Origin of the sequence: Pseudomonas sp. FP2338 (assembly GCF_030687515.1) — a bacterium.
Taxonomy (GTDB): domain Bacteria; phylum Pseudomonadota; class Gammaproteobacteria; order Pseudomonadales; family Pseudomonadaceae; genus Aquipseudomonas; species Aquipseudomonas salomonii.
Map to the genome: position 1 here is coordinate 1,874,153 of NZ_CP117436.1, position 14,340 is coordinate 1,888,492.

12 protein-coding genes are annotated in these 14,340 nt (G+C 56.5%); 6 read left to right on the forward strand and 6 right to left on the reverse strand.

The window, feature by feature from the left end; genetic code table 11:
• Positions 1–21: 21 nt before the first annotated feature.
• From PSH96_RS08560 to PSH96_RS08585, 6 genes are all read left to right on the forward strand, one after another.
• Positions 22–2,232, forward strand: a complete 2,211-nt coding sequence (locus PSH96_RS08560; protein WP_256593151.1) for a bifunctional prephenate dehydrogenase/3-phosphoshikimate 1-carboxyvinyltransferase — start codon at positions 22–24, stop codon at positions 2,230–2,232.
• On the forward strand, positions 2,229–2,918 hold the full coding sequence (cmk, locus tag PSH96_RS08565; protein WP_003172653.1) for a (d)CMP kinase: 690 nt from the start codon (positions 2,229–2,231) through the stop codon (positions 2,916–2,918). Before PSH96_RS08560 ends, cmk begins: the two co-directional genes overlap by 4 nt.
• Positions 2,919–3,038: 120 nt before the next feature.
• Complete coding sequence (rpsA, locus tag PSH96_RS08570; protein WP_017136102.1) at positions 3,039–4,733, forward strand: 30S ribosomal protein S1; 1,695 nt, start codon at positions 3,039–3,041, stop codon at positions 4,731–4,733.
• A 161-nt stretch (positions 4,734–4,894) separates the two neighbouring features.
• Positions 4,895–5,179 (forward strand): hypothetical protein, encoded by a 285-nt coding sequence (locus PSH96_RS08575; protein WP_305458655.1) that lies wholly within the window; start codon positions 4,895–4,897, stop codon positions 5,177–5,179.
• A gap of 132 nt (positions 5,180–5,311) precedes the next feature.
• Positions 5,312–5,605 (forward strand): integration host factor subunit beta, encoded by a 294-nt coding sequence (gene ihfB, locus PSH96_RS08580; protein WP_003172657.1) that lies wholly within the window; start codon positions 5,312–5,314, stop codon positions 5,603–5,605.
• A gap of 19 nt (positions 5,606–5,624) precedes the next feature.
• Entirely contained in the window at positions 5,625–5,852 is a 228-nt protein-coding gene (locus tag PSH96_RS08585; RefSeq protein ID WP_305458656.1) for a LapA family protein, read from the forward strand.
• A 60-nt stretch (positions 5,853–5,912) separates the two neighbouring features.
• Here PSH96_RS08585 and PSH96_RS08590 read toward each other — a convergent pair whose 3' ends face one another.
• The 6 genes from PSH96_RS08590 to PSH96_RS08615 are packed head-to-tail and all read right to left on the reverse strand — an operon-like array spanning position 5,913 to position 14,325.
• On the reverse strand, positions 5,913–6,929 hold the full coding sequence (locus PSH96_RS08590; RefSeq protein ID WP_305458657.1) for a glycosyltransferase family 4 protein: 1,017 nt from the start codon (positions 6,927–6,929) through the stop codon (positions 5,913–5,915).
• Positions 6,926–7,885 (reverse strand): SDR family oxidoreductase, encoded by a 960-nt coding sequence (locus tag PSH96_RS08595; RefSeq protein ID WP_305458658.1) that lies wholly within the window; start codon positions 7,883–7,885, stop codon positions 6,926–6,928. The genes PSH96_RS08590 and PSH96_RS08595 overlap by 4 nt, the downstream gene beginning before the upstream one ends.
• Before the next feature lie 2 nt (positions 7,886–7,887).
• The gene (locus tag PSH96_RS08600; protein WP_305458659.1) at positions 7,888–9,066 is read right to left on the reverse strand and encodes a glycosyltransferase family 4 protein; all 1,179 of its coding nucleotides are present in this window, start codon (positions 9,064–9,066) and stop codon (positions 7,888–7,890) included.
• Positions 9,067–9,073: 7 nt separating this feature from the next.
• Complete coding sequence (locus tag PSH96_RS08605; RefSeq protein ID WP_305458660.1) at positions 9,074–10,702, reverse strand: alginate lyase family protein; 1,629 nt, start codon at positions 10,700–10,702, stop codon at positions 9,074–9,076.
• A gap of 60 nt (positions 10,703–10,762) precedes the next feature.
• Positions 10,763–12,604: an asparagine synthase (glutamine-hydrolyzing) gene (asnB, locus tag PSH96_RS08610; protein WP_305458661.1), complete on the reverse strand. Its 1,842-nt coding sequence runs from the start codon at positions 12,602–12,604 to the stop codon at positions 10,763–10,765.
• A complete protein-coding gene (locus PSH96_RS08615) occupies positions 12,604–14,325 on the reverse strand; it encodes an O-antigen ligase family protein (protein ID WP_305458662.1) in 1,722 nt (573 codons plus the stop codon). The genes asnB and PSH96_RS08615 overlap by 1 nt, the downstream gene beginning before the upstream one ends.
• Positions 14,326–14,340 lie beyond the last annotated feature (15 nt).

Sequence of the window (14,340 nt, forward strand, 5' to 3'; positions counted from 1 at the left end):
GCATTGCAACCTGCTGTGCCTATGATCGGTCGCCTGGTGGTGGTCGGCCTGGGGTTGATCGGTGGTTCCTTCGCCAAGGGCTTGCGTGAAAGCGGGCTGTGCGGCGAAGTGGTCGGTGTGGACCTGGACCCGCAATCGCGCAAGCTGGCGGTGGAGCTGGGTGTGGTGGATCGCTGTGAGGCCGACCTGGCGCTGGCGTGCCAGGGCGCGGATGTAATCCAGCTCGCTGTGCCGATCCTGGCGATGGAGAAATTGCTGGCCTTGCTGGCCGACATGGACCTTGGGCAGGCGATCCTCACGGACGTCGGCAGCGCCAAAGGCAATGTGGTGCGCGCCGCCAAACTCGCGTTTGGTGGCATGCCGGCGCGCTTTGTACCGGGCCATCCGATTGCCGGTTCCGAGCAGAGCGGTGTCGAGGCATCCAATGCGCAGTTGTTCCGTCGCCATAAGGTGATTCTGACGCCGCTTGAGCAGACCGATCCGGCGGCCTTGGCGGTGGTGGATCGCCTGTGGCGCGAGTTGGGCGCGGATGTCGAGCATATGCAGGTTGAGCGCCACGACGAAGTGTTGGCGGCGACCAGCCATTTGCCGCACTTGCTGGCCTTTGGCTTGGTGGATTCTTTGGCCAAGCGCAACGAAAACCTTGAGATTTTCCGTTACGCGGCCGGCGGCTTTCGCGATTTCACGCGGATTGCCGGCAGTGACCCGGTGATGTGGCACGACATCTTCCTCGCCAATCGCGAAGCCGTGTTGCGCACCCTGGACACCTTCCGCAGTGACCTCGACGCCTTGCGCGATGCGGTTGATGCGGGTGATGGCCATCAATTATTGGGCGTGTTTACCCGTGCGCGGGTAGCGCGTGAGCATTTCAGCAAGATCCTGGCGCGCCGGGCCTACATGGAAACTGCTGTGAACGCCGATGAGCAGACCTTTCTCGCCAACCCGGGCGGCCGCTTGAGCGGGCAGATCCGGGTGCCGGGCGACAAGTCGATCTCCCATCGCTCGATCATGCTGGGTTCATTGGCCGACGGCGTGACCGAAGTCGAAGGTTTCCTCGAAGGCGAAGATGCCTTGGCAACCTTGCAGGCGTTTCGTGACATGGGCGTGGTCATTGAAGGGCCGCACCACGGGCGCGTGACGATTCATGGTGTGGGTTTGCACGGTTTGCAGCCGGCACCGGGGCCGATCTACCTGGGTAATTCCGGCACGTCGATGCGTTTGCTGTCCGGGTTGCTCGCGGCGCAGCGCTTTGACAGTGTGTTGACCGGTGATGCATCGCTGTCCAAGCGCCCGATGAACCGCGTGGCCAAGCCGCTGCGGGAAATGGGGGCGGTGATCGAGACCGGGCCGGACGGGCATCCGCCGCTGACGATTCGTGGTGGTCAGGCGCTCAAAGGCCTGGATTATTCGATGCCGATGGCCAGTGCGCAGGTGAAGTCCTGCCTGTTGCTGGCCGGGTTGTATGCCGAGGGCAAAACCTCGGTGACCGAGCCTGCGCCGACCCGTGACCATACCGAGCGGATGTTGCGTGGGTTTGGTTACCCGGTGGCGGTGGAGGGCGCTACAGCCTCGGTCGAACCGGGCCATGCATTGACCGCTACGCAGATAGAAGTGCCGGGGGATATTTCCTCTTCGGCGTTCTTCCTGGTGGCGGCTTCGATTGCCGAAGGCTCCGAGTTGTTGCTGGAGCACGTTGGCGTCAACCCGACCCGCACCGGCGTGATCGATATCCTGCGGCTGATGGGCGCGGATATCACCCTGGAAAACCCGCGTGAAGTGGGTGGCGAACCGGTTGCCGACCTGCGCGTGCGCGCCGCTGCGCTAAAAGGCATCGAGATTCCCGAAGCCCTGGTGCCGCTGGCGATCGACGAATTCCCGGTGTTGTTCGTGGCGGCGGCCTGCGCCGAAGGGCGCACCGTGCTGCGTGGCGCCGAAGAACTGCGGGTCAAGGAGTCCGACCGCATCCAGGTCATGGCCGATGGTCTGTTGGCCCTTGGCGTGAAGTGTGAACCGACACCTGATGGGATTATCATTGACGGTGGCCCAATGGGCGGTGGCGAAGTGCAATCCCATGGTGATCACCGCATTGCCATGGCGTTCAGCGTGGCCTCCCTGCGGGCGGCGGCGCCGATTCGTATCCGTGACTGCGCCAATGTAGCTACGTCTTTTCCGAACTTTCTTACACTGTGTGCCCATGTCGGCATCCGTGTTGCCCAAGAGGCTCAATTGTGAATATCAAAGCACCGGTGATTACCATCGACGGGCCGAGCGGCTCGGGCAAAGGCACGATCGCCGGCATTCTGGCCAAGCGCCTGGGCTGGTGCCTGCTGGATTCCGGCGCGCTGTACCGGCTGCTGGCTTTTGCCGCACGCAACCATGGCGTCGATTTGACCAACGAAGAATCCCTGAAGCTGCTGGCGGCGCACCTTGATGTGCAGTTCGTCGGCGCGACGGAAGGTCATCCGCAACGCATCATCCTCGAAGGTGATGACGTGACCGATGATCTGCGCAACGAACAAGTCGGCTCCTGGGCCTCCCAGGTTGCCGCGCTGCCGGCCGTGCGCGACGCATTGCTGCAGCGCCAGCGGGCGTTTCAGGAGCCGCCGGGCCTGGTGGCTGATGGCCGTGACATGGGCACCGTGGTGTTTCCCGAGGCGCCACTGAAGATTTTCCTGACCGCCAGCGCCGAGGAGCGTGCTCGCCGCCGTTACTTGCAGTTGAAGGGCAAAGTCGATGGTGTTAGTCTGTCGAGTCTGCTAGATGAGATCCGTGCACGCGATGAGCGTGATACCCAGCGTGCGGTAGCCCCGCTAAAGCCGGCGGCTGACGCCATACAGCTGGATTCCACGGAGTTGTCCATCGAGCAGGTGCTGGAACGCATCTTGAGTGAAATCGCCATTCGCGATATCGCCGGGTGATCAAGAAGGCCGCAGGGGACCAGTCATAGTCCTGCGGTGGCTTCTTTTAACTGAAACTGACCCACACCGTCTGGGGTGTGGAGATGGGCGTATTCTTCGCCCTTATCAACAGGAATTAAAATGAGCGAAAGCTTTGCGGAACTCTTTGAAGAAAGCCTAAAAACCCTGAACCTTCAGGCAGGCTCCATCATCACCGGTGTTATCGTTGATATCGATTACCAAGCTCGCTGGGTAACCGTTCACGCTGGTCTGAAGTCTGAAGCTCTGATCCCGCTGGAACAGTTCTACAACGATGCTGGCGATCTGACTATCAATGTCGGTGACGAAGTTCACGTTGCTCTGGACTCGGTTGAAGACGGTTTCGGTGAAACCAAGCTGTCCCGTGAAAAAGCCAAGCGCGCTGAATGCTGGATTGTTCTCGAAGCAGCCTTCGCAGCTGAAGAAGTGGTCAAGGGCGTTATCAACGGTAAGGTTAAAGGCGGCTTCACTGTCGACGTTAACGGCATCCGTGCGTTCCTGCCAGGTTCTTTGGTCGACGTTCGTCCTGTGCGCGACACCACGCACCTGGAAGGCAAAGAACTCGAATTCAAGGTCATCAAACTCGACCAGAAGCGCAACAACGTTGTCGTTTCCCGTCGCAGCGTCCTGGAAGCAGAGAACTCCGCCGAGCGTGAAGCTCTGCTGGAATCCCTGCAGGAAGGCCAACAAGTCAAAGGTATCGTCAAGAACCTCACCGATTACGGCGCATTCGTCGATCTGGGTGGCGTCGATGGCCTGCTGCACATTACCGACATGGCTTGGAAGCGTATCAAGCATCCTTCCGAAATCGTCAACGTTGGCGACGAGATCGATGTCAAGGTTCTGAAGTACGATCGTGAGCGTAACCGCGTTTCCCTGGGCTTGAAGCAGCTGGGCGAAGATCCATGGGTTGCTATCAAGGCTCGTTACCCAGAAAGCACTCGCGTAACCGCGCGTGTTACCAACCTGACCGACTACGGCTGCTTCGCAGAGCTGGAAGAAGGCGTGGAAGGCCTGGTACACGTTTCCGAAATGGACTGGACCAACAAGAACATCCACCCTTCGAAAGTCGTACAAGTCGGCGACGAAGTGGAAGTTATGGTTCTGGACATCGACGAAGAGCGTCGTCGTATCTCCCTGGGCATCAAGCAGTGCAAATCTAACCCATGGGAAGATTTCTCTGGCCAGTTCAACAAGGGCGATAAAATCTCCGGCACCATCAAGTCGATCACCGATTTCGGTATCTTCATTGGTCTGGACGGCGGCATCGACGGCCTGGTTCACCTGTCCGACATCTCCTGGAACGAAGTGGGCGAAGAAGCTGTTCGTCGTTTCAAGAAGGGCGACGAGCTGGACACCGTTATCCTGTCGGTTGACCCAGAGCGCGAGCGCATCTCCCTGGGTATCAAGCAACTGGAAAGCGATCCGTTCTCCGAGTACGTTCAAGAGAACGACAAAGGCGCAATCGTTAAAGGCACTGTGAAAGAAGTTGACGCCAAAGGCGCCATCATCGTTCTGGCCGACGATATCGAAGCGACTCTGAAAGCCTCCGAAATCAGCCGTGACCGCGTTGAAGACGCGCGCAACGTTCTGAAAGAAGGCCAGGAAGTAGAAGCCAAGATCATCAGCGTTGACCGCAAGAGCCGCGTGATCCAACTCTCCATCAAGTCCAAGGACGAGATCGAAGAGAAAGAAGCAATTCAGAGCCTGCGCGACAAGCCAGCTACCTCTGACATCGCTTCGGGTCCGACCACTCTGGGCGACCTGCTGCGTGCACAAATGGAAAAACAGAACTAAGTTCTGTCAGGCCATAGAAAAAGGGCGACTTCGGTCGCCCTTTTTTGTGCCTGAAATTCGTTGAATCAACAAGTTAGAACCAAGGCGTGCAGCCCAGTGTCAGAGCTGACTATAGGTATTAACAAATGCTCCGCCGTGTTGTTGTTTCAATAAGGATTTGAATGAACAGGCTTATCGTTTTATTCGCAGTGGTGCTGCTGGCCGGCTGCACTGCCACCAGTGCCAAAACCCACGCCAAGCGCGGCGTCAGCGGCATCGAGATCGATTGCTCGGGCCTTGGCAGCAATTGGGACAAGTGTGAGAAGCGCGCTGCCCGAGAGTGCAGGATGCAGGGTTACAAGGTCATCACCCGATCCAGTGACGCCAAGGACGAGGAGGGTGACTATCTGTTCGGCTGGAACCCTGCCGGCGCCGTCACTCGTACCATGTTGGTGATCTGTAATTGAGGTGGTCAAGCATGAGTTCCGGGTATCCGTTGATGCTGCAGATAAGTTGGCAGGTGGGCTGTTCAAATTCACCAAGTCATGCTAAAACCTTCGAAGCGCTTTTCCTAGCTGCTTGAAAAAGAAGGGAAAAATATGACGAAGTCGGAGTTGATCGAACGAATTGTCACCCATCAAGGGCTGCTTTCATCCAAGGATGTAGAGTTGGCTATCAAGACGATGCTTGAACAGATGTCCCAGTGCCTGGCTACCGGGGACCGCATTGAGATCCGTGGTTTTGGCAGTTTCTCCCTGCACTACCGCGCACCGCGAGTAGGTCGCAACCCGAAAACCGGGCAATCCGTCAGCCTTGACGGCAAGTTTGTGCCTCACTTCAAGCCGGGCAAGGAATTGCGCGATCGAGTTAATGAGGATGAAGACGAGGTTTGATACTCGTGAGGGAGGCGGCATGAGTAGATTCAAGCGTGTTATTGCACTGCTGGTAGTGTTGGTGCTGCTGCTGTGCATCGTGGCATTTGTGCTGGAAAATCAACAGTCGGTTTCTCTGCAGTTTCTGAGTTGGGCAGCCCCGCAGTTGCCAATTTCTGTTTTCGTAGTGCTCGCTTTATTGGTTGGAATGGTTGTTGGCCCACTGATGGCGTGGGTTGCCAGGGCGCGGCGCAAGACTCGGGTCTGATCCTGGCCACTGTTCATCGGTGGAAGGAAGGGGAGGCGATCGCCGCCCCTGTGGACGTATTCACTTCGGTTCTTTCTCTCCGGCCCTGAACTTTACGGCCAGCGCTATCAGCGGCAGATAGGCCACCAGCAGTCCTAAAAAGCCATCCACCGTGCCGCTGCCTACGAGCAGTGCCACAGGTAACAGCCATCCAATGTTGATTGCCGCTACCGCCAGGGTGACTGGCGCATGTTTACCGAATTGACGAGAAGCGAACTGGTAGGCGTGGCTGCGGTGGGCCTCATAGACTTTGTCGCCTCTGAGCAGGCGGCGCAGCAAGGTCCATGTCGCGTCAGTGATAAACACACCCAGCAGGATCAGCCAGCTCCACAGTAGCTGCGGCGTGACCCAGGCCGCCTGTAGCGACAACACCCCCAGCGTGATGCCCAGGAACCCGCTGCCCGCATCGCCCATGAAGATACGGGCTTTTGGGAAGTTCCAATACAGGAAGCCAACGACTGCAAACGCCAGTAACAACGGCGTAAACGCGATCAGCTCGTGACCTGTAAGCCAATAGAGCAGCGCACTGCCAAGGCATACGCAAATAGCCTCGACGCTGGCTATTCCATCAATTCCATCCATGAAGTTATACAAGTTCAGCAGCCATACCAGGTAGACCGCTGCCAGCATATGGCCGATCCAGCTCAAGTCGACGGCGAACCCCGCCACCACCAGCGGCGGCAGGCCACCGATCCAGAACAGTGCCCATGCCGCGGCTATAAAGTGCCCTAGCAGGCGCCAACGTGCGCTGATATGGCCATGGTCGTCTAAAAAGCCCAATACCGCGATGCCGGTCCCGGCGCCGAACAATGCGTACGTGAGTGGCCATGCAATCAGGCCAAGGCTGGCGGTCAGCAATAGCGCTAACAGGAAGCTGACGACGATCGAGACACCGCCGCCCCTGGGCGTAGGCACAACGTGCGAGCTGCGCGCATTCGGGATGTCGATCAGGCTTCGCGCCAGGGCGTAATGACGCAAGGCCCCGGTTAAAAGGAGTGCGACAATCGTCACAGCCGGTAATAACCACCACATATTCATTTAGTTTGCAGTTCCAAAAAATGTTTTCCTGTTTGACTCAGTGCCTGATCAACGCTGCTCGGCGGTGTCCAGCCCAGTAGTTCGCGAGTCTTGCCAATATCGACCTGCAGGGAGCCGCATAGCCTTTGAGCGAGTGCCCGGCGACCCAGCGCTGTGGCGCCGGTTTGCAGCAACCAACTCGGCACAGGTAGCAAGCGTGCGGGCTTGTTCAGGGCCGTTCCCATTCGCCGCAAAAGCGCTGTGGTCGAGAGGTCCTCCCCGTCACTGACCAGGAAGGTTTGATTGGCGGCAGCGGGGTGCTCGGTGCACGTCACAATCAAATCAACCAGGTTGTCCAAGGCAACCAGGCTGCGTCGATTGTTCACGGCGCCGAAGGGCAAGGGCAGGCCTTTATGCAACCAGCGCATCATGCTCAGGAAGTTTGCTTGAACGCCGGGTCCGTAGACCAATACGGGACGAATGATCACCACCTCCATGCCAGTTTCAGAAGCCAGTGTTCGCAGGCCTTGTTCTGCTTCCTGTTTGGAGATGCCGTAGGGGTCGGTAGGGGCTGTGGGACCGTCAGCCGTATACGGCGCGCCGGTCGCCGTGCCCTCGCCATTGACCTTGATCGAGCTGATAAATATAAAGCGTTTAACCCCGGCAGCCGCCGCTTGCCGAGCCAGGTTCAGGGTGCCTTCGACGTTGACCCGCCGGTATTCGGCAAGTGGATCGGTGGATGCGTCACTCATGACATGGACCCGGGCGGCCAGGTGGATCACCGTATCCTGGCGCTGGAGCAACACCTGCCAATCCTGATCGTCGGATAGCCCGCCGATAAGGCGCTGGTTGACGCGCGGATCGAGGTCGGCCTTGAGCCCGCGTACAGCAGCGGTAATCGAGTGCTGGCGTTTGAGCAGTGGCGCGATTAACCCGCTACCGACAAAGCCGCTCGCTCCCGTCAGGAGGATTTGCATAATCAACGAGTTCCTGTGAGTGAAAGAACATCATTCGCCATTTCGCGCATGATGCGGCCGCGTGCGAAACGCTCGACGAAGTCATGGCGCGGGCGCGTCATAATATTGAGTGTCTCGAAGGACTGGACCCCTGCGGCAGCGTCACACGGCGCAAACACGGCAGCGTTTTCAATATGTTCAGACACAAAGCCGGCTGCATAACCCGAGATGCCCGCCCAGATCGGTTTGCCCAGTGCCGCGTATTCAAACACTTTCGATGGCAAGACCTTGCGGAAGGCGTCGTGGTCGTTCAAATGCAGGAAGAGCACATCCGCCGCCTGATAAGCCTCGATCAACTGTTCGCGCTTGACCGGTTTCAAGAGTTCTACGTTAGTACAGGCGTGAGTGACAATGGCTTGTTTTAACAGCCCGATCCGGCCTCCGTCGCCGATCACTCGGAATCGCACCTTCCCTTCAAGCTGTTTGGCCAGTTGGGGGATAATGTTGTGCAGCCCCTGGCCTTCACCGATATTTCCCGCATAGACAATGTCCAGAATCGGGTTGGGCACCTTTTCTTCAGCCACCGGTTGCGCATCCAGAAATTCGCCATCGATGCCATTCGTATAGGTGGAGTAGCGTTGATCGGGGTAGCGTGATTTGAAGTAAGGAAGAAAACCTTCAGAGACCAGGTTGACCTTTTGCGCCGAGTGAATGGTAAAACGTTCAACCAGCGATAATAAGGGTTTAAGCAACCAGACTTTTTCTTTGGACAGCACATCCTTGATCGTGTCGACAAAGATATCGCGTATATCCAGGTAGAGCGGCGTTCGTTTTGTGCGTGCGATCACCGCTCCCAGCGTAGCGGTCATCAGGCGTGAAGAAGTCGCATAGACAAGATCGTAGTCTTGGTTTCGCACAATCTTGCGTGCAGCGTTGGCATACACCAGAAATGCTCTTGCTTGATCGACCATCCCGCTCTTGTGGCCAGGCAGGGCCACTCGGCGGATGGTGAGCCTGGGGTGCGTCTCCAGTTCCGGGGCTTGACTGCTGAAGGAGCTGTAGCGATTCGGCAGGGTGGTGATCAACTCGATATGGGCGTCTGTGGGCAGTTGTTCCAGAAGTGCGTCTACCAGTGCCGTCGTGCGGAATGAACCGGCTGACAGATCAGGCTGGTAGTAAAAGCTCAAAATCAAAAGTTTCACGTAAGCCTCACCAGGTTATGCGGGTGGTCAGTTTGTCTGTCGACATTTCAGCGACGATGCACTGATTGGGAACAGACTTGCCGAATTCCGGATGCCATGTGGAAGACACCACATTGATCCGGGTTGCGCCCTCTAGTGTCGCGACAGCGACCTGACCGCCGGGCAGGGTGATCGTTACCTTGTTGCCTTGTTGAGTGGTGCGGATATCAGGGTGTAAAAATAGCCTTGAGACAGCTTGATCGAATGTGCCGGATACGGAATCTGTCACCTGTAATTCACCGGCCATCGCAACCCACTCGCGAACGTGCAGGTTTTTCCCCGGTAGGCGCAGGTAACCGTCATGGCTGCCACTGACACGTACGGTATCGACTGTTTGTTCCAGCTCACCCACAGTGGTGCGTGCGCGTCGTGCGACCCTGAATCCGGCCCAGACTTCAGATGAGTTTTCACCGTTCACTTCTACTGTGTTGTGCGCTGCCGTGCTGCGTTGCCGTTGACGTTCTGCGCCTTCGCCGTATTGAGACGTTCCAGAGTTGACGAACACGCGCTGTCCAAACAGGCTGAGTTCGAAGCTCAGGGTGTCCGCATGGGTGTGACCTGGCTGGTAATCAGGCGCAACCTGCGCAAGGTTCAACAACGCTTTGCACCGATCGCCAAAATTGATCGCCACGTAGCCACTTTCAGCCTGGTGTACAGCTGCAATCGTAGTGGTGGACGTGTCATTGCGCGCACGGCACCCCAATTCAAACGCGTACGCCTCTATATCCAGCAGTGTGGGGGCAATGCCGAATGCCGAGTCATTGAAGAACGGAATGCCACCATCCGGGTGCTGGAGGCTGCGTAACCAGACCAGGCCTTGCTCAATCTGCTGCTCCCATCGGTTTTTGCGAGTGTTAAGTTCCGGCAGCTCCGAGTGAGTGGCCAAGTTCAGCAGGTCGCAGATGTCCCAAAGAAGAGACGCGTGGTACATGGGGGACAGTTCGAAGTGCGCACCGTCCGCAAGAAACTGCTCCTTGATTTCCTCATCAAGGATCTTCAAACCCTTGGACAGCCAGCTGTCTGCCCGATCGCCGTTCAGAAAGCTCCCGGCAAACACCAGTGCCTTGCCATTCACGAACAAATGGTTGGCGAGAATGTGATATTCGATCTGTTCGGACAGCGCGTGGGCCTGTGTAGCCAAACTGTCGAGCCAGTGCGGTTCCAGGGTCGGTTGTTGTTGCAGCCACTTGATCAAATTTACGATGCGTAAAGAGAGCGTATAGGGTTCCCAGCCGCATCCATGAAAGGGGGCGTTGTTCGTGATCCAACTGTTGACCAGGCGCGTGTCGAAGTCTCTTCGGTCCTCGCCTGAAGACGCCAGATGATCCAGATAATGCAGGTTGTACTGCCAAATTTTCGGTCGTGTCTGATCGTGCCAATCAATCGGCGCCGTCAGCCCCATGAATTCAAACTGTTCGTCGGCACCGAAGCGCGAGGCACACCAATGGGGAGCCTTCGCCAGGTTAATTCCAGGGCGCCGGGTAAAGCCTTGCGCCGAAAAAGGCCGGACTTTAGCGAAGCGATAGTAAAGACGGTAAACGATCTGCTTCAATCGCAGCATTTTAACGGTGTGGTAGAGCTTGATTATTCGTTGCATCAACGTCCTGCTTAGGTCATTCACTTGAAAGTTAAAGTAGTGAGTACTGCCTGACGCCCGTTAAGGGAAATTGATTTTCAGCCAACGCTCGAAGTACACCATCTGCCAGAGTTTGTAGGTGTTGTTTGCGCTGCCTGAAAAATGATTGTTCACTAACTTTTCCACTTCCTCTCGGGCTACGTAGGTGTAGATGCGCTCGAACTCGGTGAGCAGGCGTTGTTGGCCTATGCGTTGGATAATGCCATCCAGAGGTGGGTTGAAGCCTGTTTTGGGGCGATCAACCAATGAGGCGGGAAGCAGACTTTTCAGCAGCTTCTTGAGTGGGGCCTTTGGCGCTCCGCCTTTAAGCAAATCTGCACTTGAAGTTGCAAGACCGCTGGCCACCACGCGCTCGTCCAGCAAGGGGACGCGCAGTTCGATACTGGCCAGCATACTGGCCTTGTCCGAGACACTCAGGTTATGGCTCAAGAAGCCTGTCTGATCAAAATGCTGTGCACATTTGACTTTGTCATCAACGGCGCCGGTGTACTGATCCATTACGCCGGACAGGCGTTGCTTGTAGTGTCGTTCAAGCTCGATATAGTCGCGAAAAAAGCCCTGCAATTCCTGTCGGGAGAAGTACCCCAGCATGCGCGAATACGCCAGGGGCCAATAGCTTTCCTGAGCGTAGGACACCAACCGCTCAAACTTTTTGTCGAGGCGCTTTGGAAATAACTTGAGCTTTAGCAGCGCACTTAATACGGGATACAGCCACCTGATGAGTGTGTGATGCTTGAGGACTGTGTAGCGTGGGTAACCTGCAAACGCCTCATCTCCGCCCATGCCACTGAGCATGACGGTATATCCACTTTTCCTGGCTTCGGTGGACAAACGGTAGGTTGCCCAGAACGTATAGTCGGAGACCAGTTCTTCGGTGTTGGCAGCGACGAAGTCGATGGACTCGAATGGGTCTGTATTTGAGTCGAGAATCTCGGTGACCACCAGCTTTTTGCCAAGGTGTTCGGCGATCCTGGCGGAAAACTTCGTATCTACAGTGGAGTCGTCCGTTGCGTCGTACTGTGCGAAAAATAAATCAGCATCACCGGTGAAACTTGCCAGGATGCTGGAGTCTGCGCCACCACTGAAAAATACCCCGACCGGTACGTCCGCTTCCAATTGGCGCGTCACGGCAGAGCGCACATCCTGCACGAGGCTTTGCTCGGTCTTGAAGTTCATCGCGCTCTGGTAACGCTGGGTTGTCATCTTGCCGGTTGCCAGGTCGAACGCCAGGTAACTGCCGGGCATCAGTTTCTTGATGGATGTGTAGCCGGTGTTGGGTTCGTAGAGAAAGCCGTTGTTGAAAAACTCAAAGACATCATCCGGGTCTATGTCGGTGTTTACCTGCGAGAAACATTTGAGGCCGCGGATTTCTGAGCAGGCGTAGAAGCCGTCGGTGCCGGTGTAGCAATACACCGGCTTGATGCCAACGACGTCCCTGACCAGAAACGTTTTTTTGCGCGGCTCATCCAATATGACAAATGTGAACATGCCTTCAAGCAGTGCAAAGGCCTGCTCTTGATGCTCTACGTACAACTGCAGGATAACTTCGGTATCGGAGGTGCCTTTGAAGGTATAGCCTTTTTCGACCAGTTGCCGGCGCAACTCGTGATGGTTAAACACCTCGCCATTGAACACGATGCTTACACCATGATTGTCGGCAAACATCGGCTGGCTGCCAGTCGGTGACAAATCCAGAATGCTCAGCCTGTTGTGTCCCAGGCCTACCTGATAGCCCGCGACACTGGCGAAATAGGTGCCGGATGCATCCGGGCCACGGTGCCGTGTAACCGCCAGGCTTTTTTCCATCTGGGCCTGGGTCTCGGGTACGCCGTCTTTGACTGCAAAAAAGCTGAGGCCACACATTATACCGACGTCTCCCTGGTGTCTTTGACGACCGTTACCGGCCGGGTGTTGGAGAGTGACGCTGGATGCCCGTCAGGCAAGGCGGTACCCATCATTTGATTTGAATGCTTGTGCGCCAGCATTACGCCCCAAGCTGCTGCGAGCAGTAAGTTGAAGGAAATCAGGCGAAACACCGCGAAGAACAACCCGTAGATCGCCAGCGTTATGACCGCCGTGCGAATCACGGTGAGGTGAACGGGGTCGGACTTCAGAGAGGTCAACCGATAGACGACAGGAGCGCCGAGGACACTGATGTACATCAGCAGCCCCAAGAGGCCGCCGACCATCAGCATGTACAGTGGCCAGTTATGGATATAGCCAACTGACTCCGTGAATGAATCACCGCCGGGTCTCTCCCAGCGCATCTCGTGTTTGATCCCGATACCATTGCCCAGCACGGGGTGATCCTGAAACATGCTCCAGGCGATTTTATATTCATGTACCCGAGAAGAGACGTTGAAGTCCTGCTTCTCGTTGGCAGCAGGCTTGGACTCGGAGACTACCGGCGCCGCAGCGTCAGGTTGCGTGCGTTTCTCTCCCATGCGGGAAGAGACGTTGAAGTCCTGCTTCTCGTTGGCAGCAGGCTTGGACTCGGAGACTACCGGCGCCGCAGCGTCAGGTTGCATGCGTTTCTCTTCCATGGACGCAATGGAAGAGGTTGCGATAGGTAGTGCAGTCTTTGCCAGGGAGTTCATGCGCCCCAGCCATACGTCTTGCATGCCGGTCGCAAAAATAAACACAAGGCTAAACAGCGCTTGAATGACAATGCCGGATACTACTTTCAGCCGTAAGTGCTTATGCGCGAAAAAGGTATAGAGCGCGAACAAGCCAATGACCAGAAGCGCACTGATCAGCATGCTTCGTGTGAATGTGATCAGCACTGCGGCCGCGCAAAGCAGCGATATCAGGCCACTGATCCATGCAACCCTTCGGTCAGGCGTCAACGTGCCGACGACATACCCGAGCACCATGCCCATCGGCAGGATTGCGTCTGTTGCTTGCGCCAGCACCATGGTGATGCGATCACGCATGGGCCCCTGTGCGTTAACGTTGCGCAGCGCTTCTTCATAAGGGATTTTTACCATCTCCCCGTTGACCTGAAGGGTCCAGTACGGTTGCCACAAGCCGTGATAGAAGTAATAGACAACGATGTAGCCTGCGGTCAATAAAATCAGGGTTCCTACCGAAACGCCGAGCCAACGAACGTTGTTTTCTTCGCGGCCTACCAGTGCGCAGATCGGGATGAGTGCATAGTTAAACAGAAAGGGCACGACCCCTCTGATCCAATCAGCCATCGGAACATGGTGGTACATCGCTACAACCAGGTTCAGCACTAGAAACCCAAGGCCTATTAGCAATGGCGCGGCGAACAGGCGCAGGACTGATCTGAAACCCAGAGTACGGAGCAATTTGATCAACGCGCTGAGGAATACCGCCATCAGCAGGGCAGCAAACGCTATTTCCTGGGCGCCCAACGAAGTGGGCGCGGGGTGAAGAGCAAAGGCCAATGGGAACAGCGCCAATAAACCCAGCCAAGGCGACAGGATGGCCGTCAATACCAGCAAAGCACTGCCGATAATGGCAATGTAGAAAAGCACGCCAGGATCCAGCATAAATAAAATGGCAATGAGCGCTGCTGCCGTGATCGCCATAGAGTTTTTTACGCAGACAGGTTGACTCATTGCGGTACTCCGTTG